General features: G+C 60.6%; 15 protein-coding genes. 9 read left to right on the top strand and 6 right to left on the bottom strand.

Features of this window, described 5'->3' with window-relative positions; all coding sequences use genetic code 11:
* Nucleotides 1-263: 263 nt before the first annotated feature.
* The 6 genes from ABD720_RS02355 (at nt 264) to glcF (ending at nt 12,164) form a co-directional block, all read left to right on the top strand.
* Complete coding sequence (locus tag ABD720_RS02355) at nt 264-2,774, top strand: adenosylcobalamin-dependent ribonucleoside-diphosphate reductase (RefSeq protein WP_344761611.1); 2,511 nt, start codon at nt 264-266, stop codon at nt 2,772-2,774.
* A 696-nt stretch (nt 2,775-3,470) separates the two neighbouring features.
* Nucleotides 3,471-7,019: a response regulator gene (locus tag ABD720_RS02350; RefSeq protein WP_344761610.1), complete on the top strand. Its 3,549-nt coding sequence runs from the start codon at nt 3,471-3,473 to the stop codon at nt 7,017-7,019.
* A gap of 63 nt (nt 7,020-7,082) precedes the next feature.
* Nucleotides 7,083-8,144, top strand: a complete 1,062-nt coding sequence (locus ABD720_RS02345) for an HD domain-containing phosphohydrolase (RefSeq protein WP_344761609.1) — start codon at nt 7,083-7,085, stop codon at nt 8,142-8,144.
* A gap of 190 nt (nt 8,145-8,334) precedes the next feature.
* On the top strand, nt 8,335-9,822 hold the full coding sequence (locus ABD720_RS02340; RefSeq protein WP_344761608.1) for an FAD-linked oxidase C-terminal domain-containing protein: 1,488 nt from the start codon (nt 8,335-8,337) through the stop codon (nt 9,820-9,822).
* Between the two features lie 44 nt (nt 9,823-9,866).
* Nucleotides 9,867-10,928, top strand: a complete 1,062-nt coding sequence (gene glcE, locus ABD720_RS02335) for a glycolate oxidase subunit GlcE (RefSeq protein WP_344761607.1) — start codon at nt 9,867-9,869, stop codon at nt 10,926-10,928.
* Between the two features lie 3 nt (nt 10,929-10,931).
* Nucleotides 10,932-12,164 (top strand): glycolate oxidase subunit GlcF, encoded by a 1,233-nt coding sequence (gene glcF, locus ABD720_RS02330; RefSeq protein ID WP_344761606.1) that lies wholly within the window; start codon nt 10,932-10,934, stop codon nt 12,162-12,164.
* Nucleotides 12,165-12,325: 161 nt separating this feature from the next.
* Here the strand turns inward: glcF and ABD720_RS02325 are convergent, their stop codons facing one another.
* Nucleotides 12,326-12,577: an RloB domain-containing protein gene (locus tag ABD720_RS02325; protein ID WP_344761715.1), complete on the bottom strand. Its 252-nt coding sequence runs from the start codon at nt 12,575-12,577 to the stop codon at nt 12,326-12,328.
* 449 nt (nt 12,578-13,026) lie between these two features.
* Between ABD720_RS02325 and ABD720_RS02320 the strand changes: the two genes are divergently transcribed.
* Complete coding sequence (locus ABD720_RS02320) at nt 13,027-13,200, top strand: hypothetical protein (RefSeq protein ID WP_344761605.1); 174 nt, start codon at nt 13,027-13,029, stop codon at nt 13,198-13,200.
* Nucleotides 13,201-13,590: 390 nt separating this feature from the next.
* On the opposite strand, the gene ABD720_RS02315 is transcribed toward ABD720_RS02320, so the two are convergent.
* Together ABD720_RS02315 and ABD720_RS02310 are read right to left on the bottom strand one after the other, a co-directional pair.
* Nucleotides 13,591-14,727: a PilT/PilU family type 4a pilus ATPase gene (locus ABD720_RS02315; protein WP_344761604.1), complete on the bottom strand. Its 1,137-nt coding sequence runs from the start codon at nt 14,725-14,727 to the stop codon at nt 13,591-13,593.
* A gap of 35 nt (nt 14,728-14,762) precedes the next feature.
* Nucleotides 14,763-15,806 carry a type IV pilus twitching motility protein PilT gene (locus ABD720_RS02310; protein WP_344761603.1) on the bottom strand — a complete coding sequence of 348 codons (1,044 nt, stop codon included), beginning with the start codon at nt 15,804-15,806 and terminating at the stop codon, nt 14,763-14,765.
* Between the two features lie 129 nt (nt 15,807-15,935).
* On the opposite strand from ABD720_RS02310, the gene ABD720_RS02305 reads away from it, so the two are divergent.
* Nucleotides 15,936-16,640 carry a YggS family pyridoxal phosphate-dependent enzyme gene (locus ABD720_RS02305; protein ID WP_344761602.1) on the top strand — a complete coding sequence of 235 codons (705 nt, stop codon included), beginning with the start codon at nt 15,936-15,938 and terminating at the stop codon, nt 16,638-16,640.
* A complete protein-coding gene (gene proC, locus ABD720_RS02300; protein ID WP_344761601.1) occupies nt 16,630-17,454 on the top strand; it encodes a pyrroline-5-carboxylate reductase in 825 nt (274 codons plus the stop codon). The genes ABD720_RS02305 and proC overlap by 11 nt, the downstream gene beginning before the upstream one ends.
* A gap of 7 nt (nt 17,455-17,461) precedes the next feature.
* On the opposite strand, the gene ubiA is transcribed toward proC, so the two are convergent.
* From ubiA to recG, 3 genes are all read right to left on the bottom strand, one after another.
* On the bottom strand, nt 17,462-18,316 hold the full coding sequence (ubiA, locus tag ABD720_RS02295; protein WP_344761600.1) for a 4-hydroxybenzoate octaprenyltransferase: 855 nt from the start codon (nt 18,314-18,316) through the stop codon (nt 17,462-17,464).
* Nucleotides 18,317-18,319: 3 nt separating this feature from the next.
* Nucleotides 18,320-19,267, bottom strand: a complete 948-nt coding sequence (locus ABD720_RS02290) for a hydrogen peroxide-inducible genes activator (protein ID WP_344761599.1) — start codon at nt 19,265-19,267, stop codon at nt 18,320-18,322.
* Between the two features lie 1,436 nt (nt 19,268-20,703).
* Nucleotides 20,704-22,803: an ATP-dependent DNA helicase RecG gene (recG, locus tag ABD720_RS02285; protein WP_344761598.1), complete on the bottom strand. Its 2,100-nt coding sequence runs from the start codon at nt 22,801-22,803 to the stop codon at nt 20,704-20,706.
* Nucleotides 22,804-22,828: the final 25 nt, after the last annotated feature.

Here is a 22,828-nt window from a genome sequence, read left to right as displayed (position 1 = left end):
ACGGCGTAAAACCGTTTATGCTTCGTCACGGCAGAAAAAATCAACCCGGGTCGCACACCGGGTTGCAGCAAGATTCGATACAGTTTTAGTACAGATTGATCCGGCAGTAGCGTCCGGTTTGCTGCTTTTTTGCAGCGCCGGACAGGCATTTATCCACGATCCGGCAGGCGTCACCCCGCAGTCGCACCAGTACAGCACACGCACTACCCCGGCACACGCACCACCCAGACACCCGTACCACCTCAATTTTCAGGAACTTATTCATGAACGCACACGTCAAGTCGTCCTCATTGGCATCCACCATGGCTCCACAGGAAATTTCAACCGACACGATGCTTGAGAAGTACGCCAAAGGCGACGAGCGCACTCTGGACGACCTGCGTTTGCGCGTCGCCAAAGGAATCGCGGAGCCGGAAACCACCGCCAAGGCACGCAAGCTCTGGCAGACCAGTTTTTTGTGGGCCCAGCAAAACGGCTGGGTGCCAGCCGGACGCATCAACTCGGCCGCCGGACTGCCGCTCAAAGCCACGCTGATGAATTGCTTCGTACAGCCAGTCGGTGACTCGGTCACGGGCGTGAGCGATGGCAAGCCAGGCATTTACACGGCCATTGCACAGGCCGCTGAAACCATGCGTCGCGGTGGTGGCGTCGGTTACAACTTCTCCGAAATTCGTCCGGAAGGCGCACTGGTCAAGGGTACGAATTCGCGCGCGTCCGGTCCGATTTCGTACATGCGGGTGTTTGACAGCTCCTGCTCGACGGTCGAATCGGCCGGTGCGCGGCGCGGCGCCCAGATGGGTGTGCTGAACTGCGATCATCCTGACGTACTGTCATTCATCACGGCCAAGCGCGATGGCAGCCTGTCGAACTTCAATCTGTCGGTCGGTGTTACCGATGCCTTCATGGAAGCGGTTGCCAGCAACGGTATCGTGCAGCTTGTGCACCGTGCCCAGCCTGGCGCCGAACTGATGCAGGCCGGTGCCTTCCGGCGTGACGATGGGATGTGGGTCTACAAAGAATTGCCTGCGCAGGAAATCTGGGGCCTGATGATGAAATCGACCTATGATTTCGCCGAGCCGGGCATTCTGTACATCGACCGCATGAACCAGGAAAACAACCTGTACTACTGCGAAAAAATCGAAGCGACCAACCCGTGCGCCGAACAGCCGCTGCCGGACTACGGTTGCTGCGACCTCGGTTCGGTCAATCTGACGGCGTGCGTCAACGATGCCTTCACGCTGAACCCGACCTTCGATTTCGACAAGTTCGCCAAGCTGGTCCAGATCGGTATCCGCTTCCTCGACAACGTGCTGGACGCGTCACAGTGGCCGCTCGAAGAGCAGCGCATCGAAGCCATGAACAAGCGCCGCATCGGTCTGGGTTTTCTGGGTCTGGGCAGTGCGATGGTGATGCTGGGCATCCGTTATGATTCGGACGAAGGCCGTGCCTTCGCCGCGCAGGTCTCCGAAGAAATGCGTAATGCCGCCTACCGCGCCTCGGTCGATCTGGCCAAGGAAAAGGGTGCGTTCCCGCTGTTCGATGCAGGCAAATACCTGGCCGGCGCGTTCATCAGCCGCCTGCCAGCCGATATCCGCGAAGGCATCGCCACCTTCGGTATCCGCAATTCGCACCTGCTGTCGATCGCACCGACCGGCACCATTACGCTGGTCTTTGGCGACAATGCCTCGAACGGCATCGAGCCGGCGTTCTCGTGGCTGTACACCCGCAAAAAACGCATGATGGATGGATCGATTCAGGAATTCGAAGTCGCCGACCACGCCTGGCGTTTGTATCGCCACATGGGTTTCGATGTCTCGGACGACAGCAAATTGCCAGAGCAATTCGTCTCGGCGCTGACCATGTCTGCCACCGATCACATGAAAATGCTGGAATCGGTTCAGCCCTTCGTCGACACCTCGATCTCGAAGACCGTCAACGTGCCGGCCGATTACAACTTCGACGACTTCCGCAACCTGTATATGGACGGCTGGAAAGCCGGTCTGAAGGGATTGGCAACCTATCGTCCGAATGCGATTCTCGGCAGCGTGCTGTCGGTCAAATCAACCGAGCCGGTCGCGGTTGCAGAAACTTCGTCCGTAGCCAGCGCGCCGGACAATGACCCGCTGCGCAAACAGTTCGACAGCCGTCCTACCGGTGACCTGCAATCGGTCACCTCGAAGGTCGAGTACTTCACGTACGAAGGTCGCAAGACAGTCTACCTGACGGTCAGCTTCATCAATGTCGCTGGTGTGGTCAATGGCAAGCCAGTGATGATCGAGCGTCCGTTCGAATTCTTCATGCCTGCCGGCCAGAAAACCGCCGACCAGCAATGGATCACGTCGTCGATGCGTCTGTTATCGATGGCAGCGCGTTCCGGTGGTTCGGTGGCCAAGGCACTGGCCGACCTGCGCGAAGTGGTGTGGGACAAGGGTCCGATCCGCTGCGGTTTCTTTTTCAAGGAAGAGGGCGGCGCGAAAATCGCCATGCACCATGATTCCGAAGTCGCCGCCATCGGCTACGCGCTGCAGCGCATGCTGATCAAGCGTGGCTTTCTGGACGCCGATGCGAATCAGATCCCGATCCATGTACTGGCCGAACGCGCCCGTCCATCGCTGGATCTGTTTGAAGAAACCGTTGCCGAACCGGTCGTCAACCGGGCCATGGCATTCACCCCGGTCGGCAAAAAATGCACCGAATGCGGTGCCCATGCGGTCATCAAGAGCGATGGTTGCGAGCGTTGCACGCAGTGTGGCAATATTGGCGCTTGCGGTTGATGGCGGTAGTACTGGTGTAGTACCGATGTAGCTATGCTGTCCCGTATCGGTCCGGATTCCCGGGCCAACGGGGCGGCGCATCATCCGGGGTAACGCGCTCCGGCTTGCCCGAGTGACGGCATCACATGCCGTCACTGCTTCTTTTTCCGTTTTTTCTGCTTCACCTCCTGCATCGACTGATTACTGATCGCCCTGCATGGGCTGGTCGATTTCGGACTGGACGATGCCGGCACTTCCCGATCAACCGTTGACGTTGCACTCGGAGCGCTGTCAATTACTGGTACAGTTGCCGCACGTTACAAAAGCTGCGTTCGGGTTCCGGTAAAAATGGTCTGATATTCAGCCAGCCGAGTCCGGTCGCTGACCTTGCAAAGTACGAGTCCGCATGAAGGATGTGTTGTGGAACTCAGAAAACTGAGCAATCGGTTTACCCTGGTGATCGTAGTTTTGCTGGGGATGACATCGATTAGCGTGATTAGTACGTTCTTCCTTGGCAATGCGCGCAGGGATGTCCTGAAAAGTCTGCATACAGCCAGCGATTCAGTCCATGCACTGGTTCGCGAAAGTGACCAACTATCCAGATTTGTAGGTGATTATGTTTCCAGTGGCGATGAGCGCTACGCCGCCTTGTTCAGGGAACGCAAACAGCGTGTGCGATCACGTGAACGAACTGCTGCGATTGCACCGCCATCGAGCATGTCGCCCGGTGAACGGGCACTGATCGAGCAGTCATGGCAGAGCGCCGGCGTCGTTGATGTCATGGAAGAAGCTGCCATCTCTGCCGTCAAGGCTGATGACAGGGCGGCAGCAATCACACTGATCTTCAGCGAAGCTTATCGGCAAGCGCAACGGTCGGTCACGGTGCCGCTTGAAGCGGCGGGTGAGCAGGTCCGTCAGCGTCTTGAAGGGCGACTGGGCGCGCTGGATCAGCAAGTGCTGCTGGCGATGACATTTGCCATCGTGACCCTGCTGCTCAGCGTCGTTCTGGTGATACTGACGCTGCTGCTTTTTTATCGTCGCAAAGTCCTTTTGCCGCTGGTGGTACTGACCGAAAAAACCCGCAATATGGCACAGGGTGACCGCGATATCGATTTCGGTCACGAGACCGACCAGACCGAAATGGGCGAGCTGGCCCACGCGCTGAAAGCCTATGACCACTCGGTCGCACAATTGCACGAGCAGCGCATGCAGGCAGAGATGGCTGAAGCGTGGAATCGCCACATCATCAATTGTTCGCCTGACGGCATGCTGGTTGTCGACGCAGCGGGTACGATCCTGATTGCCAATCCCAAAGCGCATGCCATTTTTGGGTATGCCGATGGTGAGCTGGTAGGCTCCAGCCTCGACGAACTGACGCCGCCGGACATTCGTCCGCGCCATGCCGCCATGCGTGCGCGCTTCATGGAGGTCAGTCGGGAGCGGCCCATGGACAGTCTCGCTGGCGATTATTTTCGCGGGCTCCACAAGTCGGGTCGTGAGTTCAATCTGGAGTTGGGTCTGACGAGAATGCCACCGAATGTCCAGTGGGGCAGTTGCGTGTGCGTGACAGCCCGGGATATCACCACGCGCAAGCAAGCCGAAAAGCAGGTGGCGGACCAGGTCGAGTTGCAGCGTGTACTGCTCGATACGCTGACGTATCCGGTCTTTATCAAGGGCCCGGATGGGCGCTTGCTGGGTGTCAATCAGGCGTATCTCGATACCTTCGACGTGCAACTCGACGAGATCATCGGCAAGACCGTCATGGAGTTTGCTCCCTTGCACAGGCCGGAGCGCGCCGTGTTCGGCAGCCTTAACGAGCGCGTGCTACGTGACGGCGGTAGTTTCACTGCCGAGATGATGGTCCGCTTCGGCGACCGCGAGATACATCCGGTGATATACACGCTGGCGGCCTTCAGCAACAGCAACGGGGCGCGTGGCGGCCTGGTCGGTTCGATCATCGATCTCACGCTTCAGAAACAAGCCGAAGCAGCGCTTGCCGAGGCCAGGGAAGTGGCCGAAGAAGCAACCCGCCTGAAGTCGGACTTCCTGGCCAACATGAGCCACGAAATCCGCACGCCGATGAACGTGATCATCGGCATGTCGCATCTGGCGCTGGAAACCGATCTCGACAACAAGCAGCGCAACTACATCGACAAGTGCCATTCGGCGGCCCGGAACCTGCTCGGCGTGATCAACGACATCCTGGATTTTTCAAAGATCGAAGCCGGCAAACTGCATTTCGAGCAGATCGGGTTTGATCTCGACGACGTGATGGACAACCTGGCCGACACCGCCACACTGCGGGCCCAGGAAAAAAATCTTGAGCTGCTGTTCGATATCGCAGCCGATGTTCCTGCCGGCCTGATCGGCGACCCGTTGCGGCTCGGACAGGTACTGAGCAACCTGGTCAGCAACGCGATCAAATTTACCGGCAGCGGCGAAGTCAGAGTCAGCATTCGCACCCACGGCATGAGCGCAGAGGCCGTGTGCCTGCGCTTCGATGTCACCGACAGCGGTATCGGCATCAGTGAAGAACAGCGCAGCAAACTGTTCCATGCCTTTAGTCAGGCCGATTCGTCCACCTCGCGAAAATATGGCGGGACCGGACTGGGCCTGACCATCTGTCGCAGTCTGGTCGGCATGATGGGCGGCGACATCAGCGTCGCATCCGAGCCGGGCATCGGCAGCACGTTCACCTTCACGGCGCAGTTTGGTCTGGGTGCAGAACAGCGCGAGCGGGTCATCGCTGACGACAACGAGATGCTGGGCACGCGCGTGCTGGTGGTCGACGACAACCCGAGTGCGCGCGACATTTTCAGTAGCTTGCTGAATACCTTGAAATTCGCGGTCACTGCCGTCGGTAGCGGGCCGGAAGCCATCGCCGCGTTACGGCAAGCGCATGCCGCAGGCGCTGCGTATCGGCTGGTTCTGATGGACTGGATGATGCCGGGCATGGATGGCGTGGAAACCATACGGCGCATACGCAACGACACGTCGATGCCGGACATTCCGTTGTGCGTCATGGTGACCGCCTATAGTCGCGATGAATTGCTGCACCGGTTGGCCGACTGCCGCGTCGATGGGGTGCTGGTCAAGCCGGTCACGCCATCCGGCCTGTTCGATGCGGTGCTCGACGCCTTCGGCAAACACGTCATCGCAAGCCCGCGCAAAAAAGCCCTGCGCACCGATTACCTGCAGGCGCAGGACGCGGTGCGCGGTGCCCATCTGCTGCTGGTGGAAGACAACCTGGTGAATCAGGAAATGGTGGTGGATATTTTTGCCACTGCGGGCATCCAGGTAGACATTGCCAGCAACGGTGCCGAGGCGCTGACGATGGTCACGCAGACCACTTATGACGGCGTGCTGATGGATTGCCAGATGCCGGTCATGGACGGTTTCGAGGCGACCCGGCAAATCCGGGCGCTGGCGGGATACGCCGATTTGCCGATCCTGGCCATGACGGCCAACGCCATGGCCGGTGACAGGCAGCGCTGTCGTGATGCAGGGATGAACGACCATATCGCCAAGCCCATCGATGTCATGCAGCTGTTTATCAAATTGCACCAGTGGATCGTGCCGGCACGGGACGGCGGACGTCGCATGACAGCGCGTCCCTGGTCGGTCAGCGCGCCTGTATTGCCCGAGATCGAGGGACTCGATCTGGTGACCGCATTGCGCCAGCTCGATGGCAATACCCGCCTGCTGCACCATCTGATCAGGCGATTCATGGACAATCAATACGACGCTTCCGCGCGGATTACGCGGGCTTTGGCCGATGGCCTGAACGACGATGCGCTGCGCCATGCACATACCCTGAAAGGATTGGCCGCCAATATCGGCGCCAGCTCGCTGGCAGCGCTGGCGGCCCAATTTGAGGCCGGCATCAGACAAAATGCGGACGACGACGTGGCGGCTGCCCTCGCGTTGCTGGCCGATGCGCTGGCGAATGTGATGGCGCGACTACGTGCGGCGATGCCGGAAACGCAGCACGACGTACCGGCTATCGATGACATCATGCCGCTGGCTGCGCCGCTTGATGTGGCAGCGCTGGCCCGTGTGGTGGCCGACCTGGCGACGTGCCTGAAAAACGATGACGCTGGCGCGGCACAACCTGCCAACGTACTGGTCGAACAGCTCATGCTGCTGGGGCATGTGACCGAGGCCCGCGAATTGAACAAGCTGGTCGCCCGCTATGACTACGAACAAGCAATGACGATGCTTGAGGATGTGGCAACCTCGCTGGGCTTGCCGGCCGGATCGGTCTGATGCATGGATCAGCATTCTCTAGTCGACTGCCCGCGCCTCATTGCTCTGACATCAGGATAAAACATGGTCTCTGACCCGATACCCCGCACGATACTGATCGTCGATGACACCCCGGAGAATATTGACATCCTGGTGTACGTACTGGCGCCGTTCTACCGGACCAAAGTTGCACTTAGCGGTAAAAAAGCGCTGAAGATCATTCAGGCCGCGGCACCGCCAGACCTGATCCTGCTCGACATCATGATGCCCGGCCTGGACGGGTATCAGGTGTGTGAAACGCTCAAAGGCAATCCCGATACGCGCACGATTCCGGTGATCTTCGTGACCGCGATGGGCGAAGTCGACGATGAAAAAAAAGGCCTCGAACTGGGGGCGGTGGATTACATCACCAAGCCCATCAACCCGGCCATCGTGCTGGCGCGCGTGAAGACACATCTTGCCTTGTACGACCAATCGCGCGAACTGACACAACAAGTCGCGCTGCGCACCGCCGAGCTGGTCAAAACCCGCCAGCAAATCATCCGGCGGCTCGGCCGCGCCGCCGAATTCAAGGACAATGAAACCGGCAATCACGTCATCCGCATGAGTCATTATTGTCGCGCCATTGCGCGCGCTGCGGGGATGGGTCCCGAATCGGTAGACATCCTGTTCAATGCCGCGCCGATGCACGATGTCGGCAAGATCGGTATCCCCGACAACATCCTGCTCAAAACCGGCAAACTGGACCGGGACGAATGGGCCATCATGCGCACCCATGCCGAGATCGGTGCCAAGATCATCGGCACGCACAGCGACGACTTGCTCGGCACCGCGCACATGCTGGCGCTGTGTCATCACGAAAAATGGGATGGCAGCGGTTATCCACGCGGTTTGAAAGGCGAGGAGATTCCGCTGATGGCGCGTATCGTTGCGCTGGCCGACGTGTTCGATGCACTGATGTCGGAGCGTCCGTACAAGCAGGCCTGGCCGGTCGAGGCGGCGATCCGCCATGTCGAGGAACAGTCAGGCCGGCACTTCGACCCGGCGCTGCTACCGGCCTTTCGTGCGGCCTTGCCCGAGATGATCCTGGTCAAAGAAAAATTCTCGGACCGGCACGGCGCGCTGGCGGATATCGATCTGGCATAAAGCGCGCCATGGACTGCGCTGATGGGAACCGGCCAGGAGCACTGAGTCGGGGCGCGGCCCTCGGTGGTTGCACCAAAACATGCCGCCTACCGACCCTGAAAACATTTCACCGCTGCCCCTCACGCATTTCAAACGCGTCATTCCGTCGATCCGGTTAAACTGCAAGACTGCCATCCGACCGGAACCGATCATGAACGCCATCACCGATCTGCCCTACACCGTTACCCGCCAGCGCGACGTCGTCGACGCCTTGCGCAAATTACTCCCCGAACGCTGCGTCCTGTTCAACGACGAAGACATTCGCCCTTACGAATGCGATGGCCTGGCGGCCTACCGGCAAATGCCGATGGTGGTGGCGCTGCCGGATACCGAAGCGCAACTGGTGCAGATCCTGCAACTGTGCCGCGACATGCAACTGCCGATCGTGCCGCGTGGCGCCGGCACCGGATTGTCCGGCGGCGCCATGCCGATTGCCGACGGCCTGGTACTGTCGACGGCCAAGCTCAACCGCATCATCAAGGTCGATCCGGTGGCCCGCACCGCGGTGGTCCAGCCGGGTGTGCGCAACCTGGCGATCTCGGATGCCGCAGCACCGCATAACCTGTATTACGCGCCCGATCCGTCGTCGCAAATTGCCTGCACCATCGGCGGCAACGTCGCCGAAAATTCCGGCGGCGTGCATTGCCTGAAATACGGTTTGACCGTGCACAACGTCATGCGCGTGCGCGTCGTGACCATCGACGGCGACATCATCGAACTGGGTGGTGCCGCGCTCGATGCGCCGGGGCTGGATTTGCTGGCCGTGTTCATCGGCTCCGAAGGCATGCTTGGCATCGTCACCGAAGTCACGGTGCGGCTGATTCCGAAACCGCAACGCGCCTGCGTGATCATGGCCTCGTTCGATGATGTCGTGAAGGGCGGTAACGCCGTGGCCGACGTGATCGGCGCCGGCATCATTCCCGCCGGGCTGGAGATGATGGACCGCACCAGCTCACGCATGGTCGAACCGTTCGTCAAGGCCGGCTACGACATCGACGCCGCTGCCATCCTGCTATGCGAATCCGACGGTACGCCGGAAGAAGTCAGCGAAGAAATCGCCCACATGACCGCGATCCTGACCGCCAGCGGCGCCACGAAAATTTCAGTTTCCGGTTCCGACGAAGAGCGCCTGCGCTTCTGGTCCGGCCGCAAGAATGCATTCCCTGCTGCCGGTCGTATCTCGCCCGATTATTACTGCATGGATGGCACCATCCCGCGCAAGCGGCTGGCCGACGTGCTGCTGCGCATCGAAGCGATGGAATCCAAGTACGGCCTGCGCTGTGCCAATGTATTCCATGCCGGCGACGGCAATTTGCACCCGCTGATTCTGTTCGATGCCAACAAGCCCGGTGAATTCCATCAGGCCGAAGCATTTGGTGCCGAGATTCTGGAACTGTGCGTCGAAGTCGGCGGCACCATCACCGGGGAACACGGTGTCGGTATCGAAAAAATCAATTCGATGTGCGTGCAGTATTCGCCGCAGGAGCGCGAGGCATTTTTCGCCGTCAAGCGTGCCTTCGACACCGCCTTCCTGCTCAATCCCGACAAGGCGATTCCCTCGCTGCACCGCTGCGCCGAATACGGAAAAATGCACGTTCAGCGCGGCCAGCTGAAGTTTCCGGATCTGCCGCGCTTTTAACGTCGCCATACCAAGAACATAGTGAGACCAATCGGAAAGTCATCATGACCCAGGTACTTGAACAACTACGCCAGCGCGTGCTCGACGCCAGTGCCCAGGGCACGCCGCTGCAACTGCGCGGCGGTGGCACCAAGGACTGGTACGGCCAGGTGCCGCGCGGCAGCATCCTCGACACGCGGGACTACGCCGGGATCATCGATTACGATCCGACCGAGTTGGTGATCACGGCCCGCTGCGGCACGCCACTGGCCGAAATCGAAGCGGCATTATCGGAAAAAAACCAGATGCTGGCCTTCGAGCCGCCGTACTTCGGTGACGGTGCCACCATCGGTGGTGTGGTGGCCAGCGGGCTGTCCGGTCCGCGCCGCGCTGCCGCTGGTGCGGTGCGCGATTTCATGCTCGGTGCAGTATTGATGGATGGTCACGGCGAGGTGCTGCACTTCGGTGGTCAGGTCATGAAGAACGTGGCCGGCTATGACGTCTCGCGCCTGCTGGCCGGGTCGCTAGGCACGCTCGGGCTGATCCTCGACATGTCGGTCAAGGTACTGCCCAAGCCGTTCGCCGAATCCACCCGGCGGCTGGCAATGAACCAGACTGCAGCCATTGCGCAACTCAATGCCTGGGGTGGTCAGCCGCTGCCGATTTCGGCCAGCGCCTGGTGCGATGGTGTCCTGACGGTGCGCCTGTCCGGTGCGCGCGCCGCAGTCGCTGCTGCCGACCTGAAAATCGGTGGCGATCAGGTGAGCGACGCCGACGCATTCTGGCGTGATTTGCGCGAGCAAAGCCACGCGTTTTTTGCGTCCGAACATACCGCGCTGTGGCGCTTGTCGGTACCGTCGACGGCAGCTCCGCTGGCGCTGCCGGGTAACCAGTTGATCGAATGGGGCGGCGCGCAACGCTGGCTGCAAACCACCGCTGCCGCAGCAGAGATTCGCGCGGTCGCCACGGCTGCCGGTGGCCATGCCACTCTCTACGGCGGCGGTGACCGGGCGATTGGGGTGTTCCAGCCGCTTGCGCCAGCAGTCGCGGCCATCCATCGCCGCCTCAAAACGTCTTTCGATCCTTCCGGTATCTTCAATCCGGGCCGTCTGTATCCGGAGCTCTGATCCATGCAAACCAATCTTGCCGATTTCATCAAGAACACGCCCGATGGCGACGAAGCCGAGGCCATCCTGCGCGCTTGCGTGCATTGCGGATTCTGTACGGCGACCTGTCCGACTTACCAGCTGCTCGGCGATGAGCTCGACGGCCCGCGTGGTCGCATCTATTTGATCAAGCAAGTGCTGGAAGGTGCCAAGCCGACCAGCAAGACCCAGCTCCATCTGGACCGCTGCCTGAGCTGTCGCAATTGCGAAACCACCTGTCCGTCGGGCGTCCATTACGGCCGCCTGCTGGAAATCGGCCGCAAGGCAGTCGATGCGCAGGTCGAGCGTCCGCTGCTCCAGCAATTGATCCGCACTGCATTGAAGGAAGCCTTGCCGCGCAAGTGGTTGTTCACACCCGCCATGAAGGCCGGCCAGCTGCTGCGTCCGCTGCTGCCGAAAGCCTTGCGCAACAAGGTGCCGGTAGCGCTGCCGGCTGGCGTCATCCCGACCCGCCAGCACGCCCGCAAGATGTTGCTGCTCGACGGCTGCGTACAACCGGCGATGGCACCGAACATCAATGCCGCCACGGCGCGCGTACTCGATGCGCTCGGCGTGCAGCTGGTGGTTGCTCCGAAGGCAGGCTGCTGCGGCGCGATCCGTTTTCATTTGAATGACCAGGATGGCGGTCTCAATGACATGCGCGCCAACATCGACGCATGGTGGCCGTTGGTCGAAGCCGGTGCTGAAGCCATCGTCATGACCGCATCGGGTTGCGGCAGCATGGTCAAGGATTACGGTCACCTGCTGCGCAACGACAGCGCCTACGCCGCCAAGGCCGAACGCATCTCGGCGCTGACCCGCGACCTGAGTGAAATCATGCCGGCCTTCGAAGCCGAACTGCAGCAAAAACTCAGCGGCAAGATCAGCCAGCGCGTCGCCTACCATCCGCCGTGCACCTTGCAACATGGCCAGCAAATTCGCGGCAAGGTCGAAGGTGTCCTGCGCGCCATCGGGGTCGATGTGCAGTTGTGCGGTGACAGTCATTTGTGCTGCGGTTCGGCCGGCACCTATTCGGTCACGCAGCCTGAGCTGTCGTATCAGCTGCGCGATAACAAGCTGGCGAAATTGCAGGCAACCAAGCCGCAAACGATCGTCTCGGCCAATATCGGCTGTCTGACGCATTTGCAGTCCGGGACCGATACGCCGGTGCGGCACTGGATCGAGTTGATTGACAGTGCGTTGACTGCGGCGCATTGACGGGGCGGAGTACAACGTTTGTGTGCGATGTGGTGCTTCACCGTCGTCGGTAATCGAGTCCACGACCTGAACCGGCTGTCGGTGTTTTGATGACTGTTAGCGTCATACATCACGCTTACGGGGTCAACATGCCGGGTGCATTGAGAGGGTGGCCGAAAGCATCAGCGGCGTAGCGTCGTCAGCAGTCTCACCAATTCGACAATGGCGGTGAATGGCTGTGGAGCCGTGTGTGCGGAAAATCGCGCTGCCAGGCGTTCTGCGCGTTCTGTGGCAATGTCCATGCGCTTGCGGGTTACGGAAAATGCATCCTCCGCGCCTTTGTCGTCGCCAGGAACATGCAGTTTCAGGCGATGCATCACAACGTCTTTGTGCAATGAGGACTGGATGTCCTCGAAGTGCAGCAATAGCCACAGCTCAACACTGGGTCAAGCTGTTTTAGCTGGCGCTCCTTGAGAGAGTTATCGCGCGCCATCAGTGCTTCAGAGCCAAGTCTGTTGGGCTGCGAAGCCCAACATGCGTCAGGTTGCGTTGCGGGGCGCCGCGACGCGCGGTCTGCGGTAGCTAAAACGGGTTGCGCTCCGTTGATGCAAGCCGGGTGCGGCCCGGCAGCCGCTCACTTTTTTTGCTTCGCCAAATAAAGTAAGCAAAAAAAGGCGACCGCTAGACCGCTGCCCTGCGGGTTCCCAAATACCGTGCCCGGTCAGGGGGAGGGCCGCAAACTCGCTGCGCTCAGACAGTGCGGCCCTCTGATCCCCTGCCCGGACACGGTATTTGGCAGCGGCCTTTTATGCGGAATTCAACGTCAAGACCAAGCCCAGCCTTGGTGAATCGATCATGGTTGGGCTCGCTTTGCGCGAGAAAGATGGCTTGTAAAAGCCTTGTAGGTTTTAGTTTTGACGTTGGTTTTGACGTTGATTTCGACGTTGGTTTGGAAATCGATGTCGATCACGACGAGGAAGTTTTCTCGCGCAAAGCGAGCCTGGCCATCAATCGATCACCAAGGCTGGGCTTGGTTTTGACCTTGAATTCCGCGTAAAAAGATCGCTGCCAAAAACCGGGTACGGCAAGAGGATAAGAAGCCCGCACTGTCTGAGCGCAGCGAGTTTGCGGGCTTCCCTCTTGCCGTACCCGGTTTTGGGAACCCGCAGGGCAGCGGTCTAGCGGTCGCCTTTTTCTTGGTTACTGCTTTTTGGCGAAGCAAAAAGAAGTGACCGGCTGCCGGGCCGCCCCCGGCTTGATCGCGACGGAGCACAACCCGTTTTAGCTACCGCAGCCGGCAGCCGTCGAACGGCAAGCCGCCAACCGCCCAGGAAGCTTGACGCATGTTGGGCTTCGCAGCCCAACGATTCGGCAACGTCACCGCCGCTGTTTTTGCTGTCCGACGCCTACGTTGAAACGGCTGCGCGCCGCCGTCAGGAAAATCGGTCTAAACGATCCCGAGATGCTCGGTACCCTTCGACAAATCCCTGTTATTGGCTTCTTTGCCACGCAGCTTGATGGACAACCGCAAGTCATTGACCGAATCGGCATTGCGCAGAGCGTTCTCGTACGAAATCTTGTCCGCTTCATACAAATCGAATAGCGCCTGATCGAACGTCTGCATGCCCAGTTCGCGTGACTTTTTCATGATCTCCTTGATCTCGTGCACGTCGCCCTTGAAGATCAGGTCCGATATCAGTGGCGAGTTCAGCATGATCTCGATGGCGACGCAGCGGCCGGTGGTGTCGCGCAACGGAATCAGGCGTTGCGAAATCATGCCTTTCAGATTGAGTGACAAATCCATCAGCAATTGCTGACGGCGCTCTTCCGGGAAAAAATTGATGATCCGGTCGAGCGCCTGATTGGCGCTGTTGGCGTGCAGCGTGGCCAGGCACAGATGACCGGTTTCGGCGAAGGCAATGGCGTGATCCATGGTTTCGCGGTCACGGATTTCGCCGATCTGGATGACGTCCGGCGCTTGCCGCAATGCGTTCTTTAGCGCCACGCCCCAGCCATCGGTATCGAGCCCGATATCGCGCTGCGTAACGATGCAGTTGCGGTGCGGATGAATGTATTCCACCGGGTCTTCGATCGTGATGATGTGGCCGTGGCTGTGCTCGTTGCGGTGGCCGAGCATCGCTGCCAGCGTGGTGGATTTGCCGGAGCCGGTCGCACCGACCATGATGACCAGGCCGCGCTTGGTCATCACGATATCCTTGAGTTGCGGTGGCAGTCCCAGCTCGTCGATGCCCGGAATACGGGTGCTGATCGTGCGCAACACCATGCCGACTTTTTGCTGCTGTACAAACGCCGACACGCGGAATCGCCCCAGTCCGCCCGGACTGATGGCGAAGTTGCATTCCTTGCTGGATTCGAACTCGGCAGCCTGCTTGTCGCTCATGATGGCGCGCGCCAGTTCCAGAGTATGGGCGCTGCTGAGTAGCTGGTTCGACACCGGTGTGATCTTGCCGTCGATCTTGAATGCCGGCGGGAAGTCGGTGGTGATGAATAGGTCGGAACCATTTTTGCTGACCATCAGCCGCAACAGGTCGTGCATGAATTTGGTGGCTTGTTCGCGTTCCATGAAGTGTCCTCGGTGTTCAGGTGGGTGGGCGCAGCTTATCCGGGAAAGTTTTCCGGCGTCTTGGCAGCCGAGCGCGCCGCCTGTGCCGAGATCACGTTGCGGCGGACCAGATCGGTCAGGTTGTGGTCCAGCGTTTGCATGCCCATGCTCATGCCGGTCTGGATCGCCGAGTACATCTGCGCGATCTTGGATTCTCGAATCAGGTTGCGGATGGCGGGCGTACCAAGCATGATTTCGTGCGCTGCTACCCGGCCCGAGCCATCCTTGGTCTTGAGCAGGGTTTGCGAAATCACCGCCTGCAGTGACTCCGACAACATCGCCCGTACCATCTCTTTTTCATCGCCCGGGAAAACATCCACGATCCGGTCGATCGTCTTGGCTGCGGACGAGGTGTGCAGTGTACCGAAGACCAGATGGCCGGTCTCGGCGGCCGACAACGCCAGCCGGATCGTTTCCAGGTCACGCAATTCGCCCACCAGCACCACATCCGGATCTTCGCGCAGCGCCGAGCGCAACGCGGCCGTGAAGCTGTGCGTGTGCGGGCCGACTTCGCGCTGGTTGATCAGGCATTTTTTGGATTCGTGGACAAATTCGATCGGATCTTCGATCGTCAGGATATGGGCGTATTCGTTTTCATTGACGTGGTTCACCATGGCTGCCAGCGTGGTCGATTTGCCGGAGCCGGTCGGACCGGTGACCAGCACCAGGCCACGCGGTTTCAGGGCCAGATCGGCAAAAATGCGCGGTGCATTGAGTTGTTCGAGGCTGAGAATTTTGGAAGGAATCGTTCGCAGCACGGCGGCAGCACCACGATCCTGGTTGAAGGCGTTGACGCGAAAGCGCGCCAGGCCGGGAATCGCAAACGAAAAGTCGACTTCCAGCTTCTCTTCGTAGGCCTTGCGCTGCCCATCGTTCATGATGTCGTAGATCATCGCGTGCACCTCCTTGTGCTCCAGCGGTGGCAGGTTGATGCGGCGGACGTCGCCGTGTACCCGGATCATCGGTGGCAGGCCCGCGGAGAGATGCAGGTCGGAAGCGTTATTCTTCACGGAGAACGCGAGCAGTTCGGAAATGTCCATTTATAATCCTTGATCCTGCTGGTTGGCCAACCCGGAAAAGGGAGCAGGTGGCGTCGACAACGATGCGCGTGAGGTCGGTCAGGTTTTTGCAGAACGTTCCTGCAAGGCATCGTTTTTAGAGTTTTGATTATGTCCTTAATTTCCCGCAACTTGCAAGCCGTGCATGGCGCGATCGACGCTGCCGCGCAGGCCGTGTCGCGGCAGCCACACGCGGTGTCGCTGCTGGCTGTCTCCAAGACTTTCGCGGTTTCTGCCGTGCTGGAGGCCGCCGCTGCCGGGCAACGCGCTTTCGGTGAAAACTACCTGCAGGAAGCGCTCGACAAGATCGCCGTGGTGCGCGCGACCCGGCCCGACCTGGCGCTCGAATGGCACTTCATCGGCCCGATCCAGAGCAACAAGACGCGGCCGATCGCCGAATCCTTCGATTGGGTCCATTCGGTCGAACGTGAAAAAATTGCCCGTCGTCTTTCCGACCAGCGTCCTGAGAAGTTGCCCCCGCTCAACATCTGCCTGCAAGTCAATATCAGCGGCGAAGCCAGCAAGAGCGGTGTGCCGGCCAGCGAAGCGCTCGCCGTAGCGCATGCCATCGCCGCGATGCCCCGGCTGCGCCTGCGCGGCTTGATGGCGATTCCGGAGCCGACCTCCGTGGTCGCCGAGCAGCGCCTGGCATTTCGCCAGTTGCACGACCTGTTCGATCAATGCCGTGCCGCTGGCCTGGACCTCGATACGTTGTCCATGGGCATGTCGTCCGATTTGCCGGCGGCGATCGCCGAAGGCGCCACCATCGTGCGGGTAGGCACCGCCATTTTTGGAACAAGAACTTATGCAGAATGACCTTAGACTGAGCTTTATTGGTGGCGGTAATATGGCCATGGCCCTGATTGGTGGATTGACCGCAGGCGCTGCAGCTTCAGCCACTATCCATGTAGTCGACCCGAACCCGGCCGCGCTACAGCAACTGGCGCAACAATTCGGCGTCACCACCGCCACGCAGATCGACGCCCGGCTGGCTGCCAGCAACGTGATCCTGCTGGCAGTCAAGCCGCAGCAGATGAAGGAAGTCGCAGCCCAGCTGGCGCCGCACCTGAATGGTCAGCTGGTCATCTCGATCGCTGCCGGTATCCGCTCGGCCGATCTGTCGCGTTGGTTGAACGGCCACGGCGCCATCGTGCGCTGCATGCCCAACACCCCGGCGCTGATTGCCCGGGGCATTACCGGGATGGTGGCCAGTGCGGGCGTGTCACCCGAGCAGCGCGACGCCGCCGACGCGATCCTGAAGGCGGTCGGTGCCACGCTCTGGCTCGACGACGAAGCATTGATCGATGCGGTCACTGCGGTGTCGGGCAGCGGACCGGCATACGTGTTTTATTTTCTGGAAGCGATGCAGCAGGCCGCAGAACAACTCGGCCTGACCGCCGAGCAGGGCAAGACGCTGGCGCTGGCCACCTTCGCAGGTGCCACGCAACTGGCCGCGCAATCGCCCGACCCGATCGGCCTGCTACGTGAAAAAGTCACCTCCAAGGGCGGCACCACTTACGCCGCGCTGACCAGCATGGAAGCCGATGGCGTCAAGCAGGCCATCATCGACGGCATGACCGCTGCGGCAGCGCGTGGCAAGGCCTTGGGCGAGGAGCTGGGAGCAGTCTGATCAGGCATCACGCCAGCAGGTAATCCAGCGCCAGTCCGGCAAACAGCGCGGCGCCCAGCCAGTTGTTATGACGAAATGCCGCAAAGCAGCGCATCCGCTCGCGCTCGCGGATCAGCGTGTAGTGATACACGGCGCATGCGGCTGCGACCAGCACGCCGGCGCTGAACCAGCCGCGCAATCCGTGCTGCCAGCCGACCGCAAAAAACAGCAACAGGCTCACCGCGTAGCACAACATGACCGCTGCGACATCGAAGTGCCCGAAGGTAATCGCCGAGGTGCGGATACCAATTTTCAGATCATCATCGCGGTCGACCATCGCATATTCGGTGTCGTACGCCACCGCCCAGAACACATTCCCGATCAGCAGCACCCAGGCTTCCGTCGGCACGGTATTGAGGGTGGCCGCATACGCCATCGGAATCCCGAAACCGAATGCAATCCCCAGATACGCCTGCGGAATCGCAAAGAAGCGCTTGAAGTACGGATAGCTGCCGGCGATCAGCACGGCGGCGATCGAGAGCTGTCGGGTCAGCGCATTCAACGGCAGGATCAAGGCGAAGGACAGCAGCGCCAGCACGGCCGCGACCACCAGCGCTTCGCGCGGTGTGATCTGGCCGCTGGTGATCGGTCGCTGCGCGGTGCGCTTGACGTGCTTGTCGATATCGCGATCGGCATAGTCATTGATTGCGCAACCGGCCGAGCGCATCAGCACGGTACCGAGCGTAAAGATCAGCACCAGCGACCAGTCCGGTGTGCCTTCCGATGCGAGCCACAACGCCGCCAGCGTCGGCCATAGCAACAGCAGAATGCCGATCGGCTTGTCGAGCCGGACCAGGCGAACGTACAGCGTCAATCGGTTCACGGTTCAGCTTTCGGTAGTGGGCTCGTTGGGCAGCATCGTCACGCCATGCAAGTCGCAGCGCAACACGGCGGCGCAGATGGCCTCGATGGCGGCAGGTCGCGTGAAGCTCTTGCGCCAGGCGATCACGACCCGGCGCGACGGCACCGGAGGGGCCAGCGGCACATAGCGCAGCATGCCATCGGCGGCCTGCATGTCGGGTACCGACGCTTTCGGCAAGACTGTGATGCCGATCCCCGAGGCGACCATGTGGCGGATGGTTTCGAGCGACGAGCCTTCGAAGGTGCGGGCAATGCCATCGCTGCCGGTCGAAAAGCGCGCCATCTCGGGACAGACTTCCAGCACCTGATCGCGAAAGCAATGGCCGCTACCGAGCAGCAGCATGTTCTCGGTCTTCAGCTCTTCGGCTGAAATGGCGCTGCGTTCGGCCCACGGATGATGGGCTGGCAGTGCCACCACGAACGGTTCGTCGTACAGCGGTTGCACGGTCAGGCCGCTCTCGTTGAATGGCAGCGCAATGATCGCCGCATCGAGTTCGCCCTGACGGATCATTTCCAGCAGGCGCACCGTGAACTGCTCCTGCAGGATCAGCGGCATCTGCGGCACGGTTTCGATCATGGTGCGTACCAGTGATGGCAACAGATACGGCGCGATCGTGTAGATGATCCCGAGCCGGAACGGACCAGCTAGCGGGTCCTTGTTCTGCTTGGCGATTTCCTTGATGGCGGCGGTTTGTTCCAGCACGTGCTCTGCTTGTGCGCAAATTTGTGCGCCTAGTGGCGTCATGGAAATCTCGCTGCCGCCGCGCTCGAAGATGATCACGCCGAGCTCGTCTTCGAGCTTCTTGATGGCGACCGAGAGCGTGGGTTGGGCCACGAAGCAGGCTTCGGCGGCGTGGCCGAAGTGCTTTTGGCGGGATACGGCGACGATGTATTTGAGTTCGGTGAGGGTCATAGGGTCGGGTTTATTCTCGTCGCGGAGGGTTATCGGTTGCATGTGATCGTGCTGCACGGGTTGTAGGTTGGGCTGCGAAGCCCAACATGCGTCAAGTTTCCTTGGCGGTTGGCCGTCCGCCGGCTGCCGTCTGCCTTCTGCGGTAGCTAAAACGGGGTGCGCTCCGTTGATGCAAGCCGGGTGCGGCCCGGCAGCCGCTCACTTTTTTTGCTTCGCCAAAAAGCAGTTTTGTAGGTTGGGCTGCGAAGCCCAACATGCGTCAAGCTGCCTTGTAGGTCGCCACGGCGTGCGGTCGTCGGTAGCTAAAACGGGTTGCGCTCCGTTGATGCAAGCCGGGGGCGGCCCGGCAGCCGGTCACTTCTTTTTGCTTCGCCAAAAAGCAGTAACCAAGAAAAAGGCGACCGCAAGACCGCTGCCCTTCGGGTTCCCAAAAACGGGATACGTCAAGAGGGAGGCCCGCAAACTCGCTGCCCTTGCAGGGCGCAGATCCGCTTGCAAGCGGATCCCGTTCCGCAGGCGGATCGCATGCGATCCGAAACCCCTGCTACACCTCAGACAGTGCGGGCCTCTTATCCTCTTGCCGTACCCCGTTTTTGGCAGCGGCCTTTTTACGCGGAATTCAAGGTCAAGACCAAGCCCAGCCTTGGTAATTAGTTGATGGTCAGGCTCGCTTTGCGCGAGAACGCTTGCTCGCCAATATCAAGTTCAAAACCAAAACCAAAACCTACAAAGCTTTTACCAGCAGTCCTCCTCGCGCAAAGCGAGCAAGACCATCATTCAAATACCAAGGCTGGGCTTGGTCTTGACCTTGAATTCCGCATAAAAGGCCGCTGCCAAATACCGTGTCCGGGCAGGGGATCAGAGGCCCGCACTGTCTGAGCGCAGCGAGTTTGCGGGTCTCCCCCTGACCGGGCGCGGTATTTGGGAACCCGCAGGGCAGCGGTCTAGCGGTCGCCTTTTTTTGCTTACTTTATTTGGCGAAGCAAAAAAAGTGAGCGGCTGCCGGGCCGCACCCGGCTTGGCTCCACGGAGCGCAACCGTTTTAGCTACCGCAGAACGCAGACGGCGCACCTCCAACCGCGCAGGAAGCTTGACGCACGTTGGGCTTCGCAGCCCAACCTACGACACTGCCGGGCCGCACCCGGCTTGCCTCAACGGAGCGCAACCCGTTTTAGCTACCGCAGAACGCAGACGGTGCACCTCCAACCGCACAGGCAGCTTGACGCACGTTGGGCTTCGCAGCCCAACCTACGACACTGCCGGGCCGCACCCGGCTTGCCTCATCGGAGCACAACCCGTTTTAGTTACCGCAGAACGCAGACGGCGCACCTCCAACCGCACAGGAAGCTCAACGCACGTTGGGCTTCGCAGCCCAACCTACGACACCTGGTTCGCGCCACAGCATCCGCGCAACAGTCTCTCACATCTCCCCGCCACTACACTTTCAAAAATTCCTCCTTCGCCCCCAACCACCGCGCCAGATGCATCTCCACCGTCACCGCATCATCCCGCAGCAACGCCAGCGCCACCGTCCGCGCCTGCTCCACCAGCCACTGATCCGTCTCCAGATCCGCAAACCGCAGCATCGCCTGCCCAGATTGCCGCGCCCCCAGAAACTCGCCCGGCCCGCGAATCTGTAAATCCCGGCGAGCGATTTCAAAACCGTCGGTGGTTTCGCGCATGATGGCCAGGCGCTGTTTGGCGATCTGGCCGAGCGGGCTCTGGTATAGCAGCAGGCAGACGCTGGCAGCACTGCCGCGTCCGACCCGGCCGCGCAGCTGGTGCAGCTGCGACAGCCCGAAACGCTCCGCATGTTCGATCACCATCAGCGACGCATTCGGCACATCGACCCCGACTTCGATGACGGTGGTGGCAACCAGCACCTGGATCTCGGCGCGGGTGAAGGCGTCCATCACGGCCTGTTTTTCCTGTGGTTTGAGGCGACCGTGGACCAGGCCGACCTGCAAGTCGGGCAGGGCGGCCGAGAGGGTGGCGTGGGTGTCGGTGGCGGTCTGCAATTGCAGTGCTTCGGATTCTTCGATCAGCGGGCAGACCCAGTAGGCCTGGCGTCCTTCCAGCGTCGCGGCATGGACCCGCCCGATGACTTCGTCGCGGCGGTTCTGGTCGATCACGCGGGTCACGATCGGTGTGCGGCCCGGCGGCAGTTCGTCGATCACCGAGACTTCGAGGTCGGCGTAATAGGTCATCGCCAGCGTGCGCGGAATCGGCGTGGCTGACATCATCAGTTGATGCGGCACGATCTGCGTCGGGTCGATGCCATCGCTCAATCCGAGTCCCTTGTTGCGCAGCGTCAGGCGTTGACCGACGCCGAAGCGGTGCTGCTCGTCGACGATCACCAGCCCGAGTCTGGCAAACACGACATCGTCCTGAATCAGCGCGTGGGTGCCGATGATCAGTTGTGCCGCACCGGATTCGATGCGCTGCTTGGCGTCGAGCTTGTCTTTTTTCTTCAGACTGCCAGTCAGCCACACGACCTCGATGCCGAGCGGTTCCATCCAGCCCGCGATCTTGCGGAAATGCTGGTCGGCCAGGATTTCGGTCGGCGCCATCAGCACTGCCTGGAAACCGCTGTCGATGGCCTGCGCTGCCGCCAGTGCCGCGACCACGGTCTTGCCGCTGCCGACGTCACCTTGCAGCAGGCGCTGCATCGGAAAGCCGGCCAGCAAGTCACGCCGCACCTCATCCAGCACGCGTTGCTGCGCGCCGGTCAGCGCAAACGGCAGGCCTTGCTGGAACGCCTGCGACAACGCACCGATCACCGGCAACGCCGCGGCACCCTTGGCGCGGCGTGCCACTTGCGCGCGTTTCAAGGATAACTGCTGGGCCAGCAACTCATCGAATTTCATGCGCACCCAGGCCGGATGCGAGCGGTCGGCGAGGGCGCCTTCGTCGGTCTCCGGCGGCGGGTTGTGCAGCAGGCGGACGGCGTCTTCAAACGGCATCAGGGAATACGTGTCCCGCAATGCCGGCGACAAGGTATCGCGCCAGGCGAGTCGCCCCAGCGCACTGGCAATCGCCTTGCGCAAATACGTTTGCGGCAAGCCTTCGCCGCTGGGATACACCGGCGTCAGCGCGACCGGCAAGGGCGCACCTTCCAGTACCATCTTGTAAATCGGGTGGACCATCTCCGGTCCGAAAAATCCATGCCGCAATTCCCCGCGTGCGCGGACCCGGTTGCCCTCGGCCATCTGCTTTAACTGGCTGCCATAAAAATTCAGGAAGCGCAGGGTGGCCTGACCGGTGTCATCGGCCAGGGTGACAACGAGCTGGCGGCGCGGTTTGTATTGCACTTCACAGGCGGTGACCAGTCCTTCGATCTGGACCGACTGGCCGCCCATGAACGAGGCATCGCGGATCGGCACGACAAAGGTTTCGTCTTCGTAGCGCATCGGCAGGTGCAGCACCAGATCCATGTCGGTGCGCAGTCCAAGTCGTGCCAGTTTGTCTTCGATTTTTTTGGCAGGCGTTTTGGCGGCAGCGCGGCTGGCAACGGTGGTTGCGGCAGGCTTTTGCAATGGAGCAGGTAGATCAGGCGTCAAA

It is taken from the genome of Actimicrobium antarcticum (assembly GCF_039536745.1).
In the GTDB taxonomy this organism is placed as follows: domain Bacteria; phylum Pseudomonadota; class Gammaproteobacteria; order Burkholderiales; family Burkholderiaceae_D; genus Actimicrobium; species Actimicrobium antarcticum.
The sequence above is the reverse complement of the archived record's forward strand: the minus strand, read 5'-3'. Positions and strand labels throughout refer to the sequence as shown.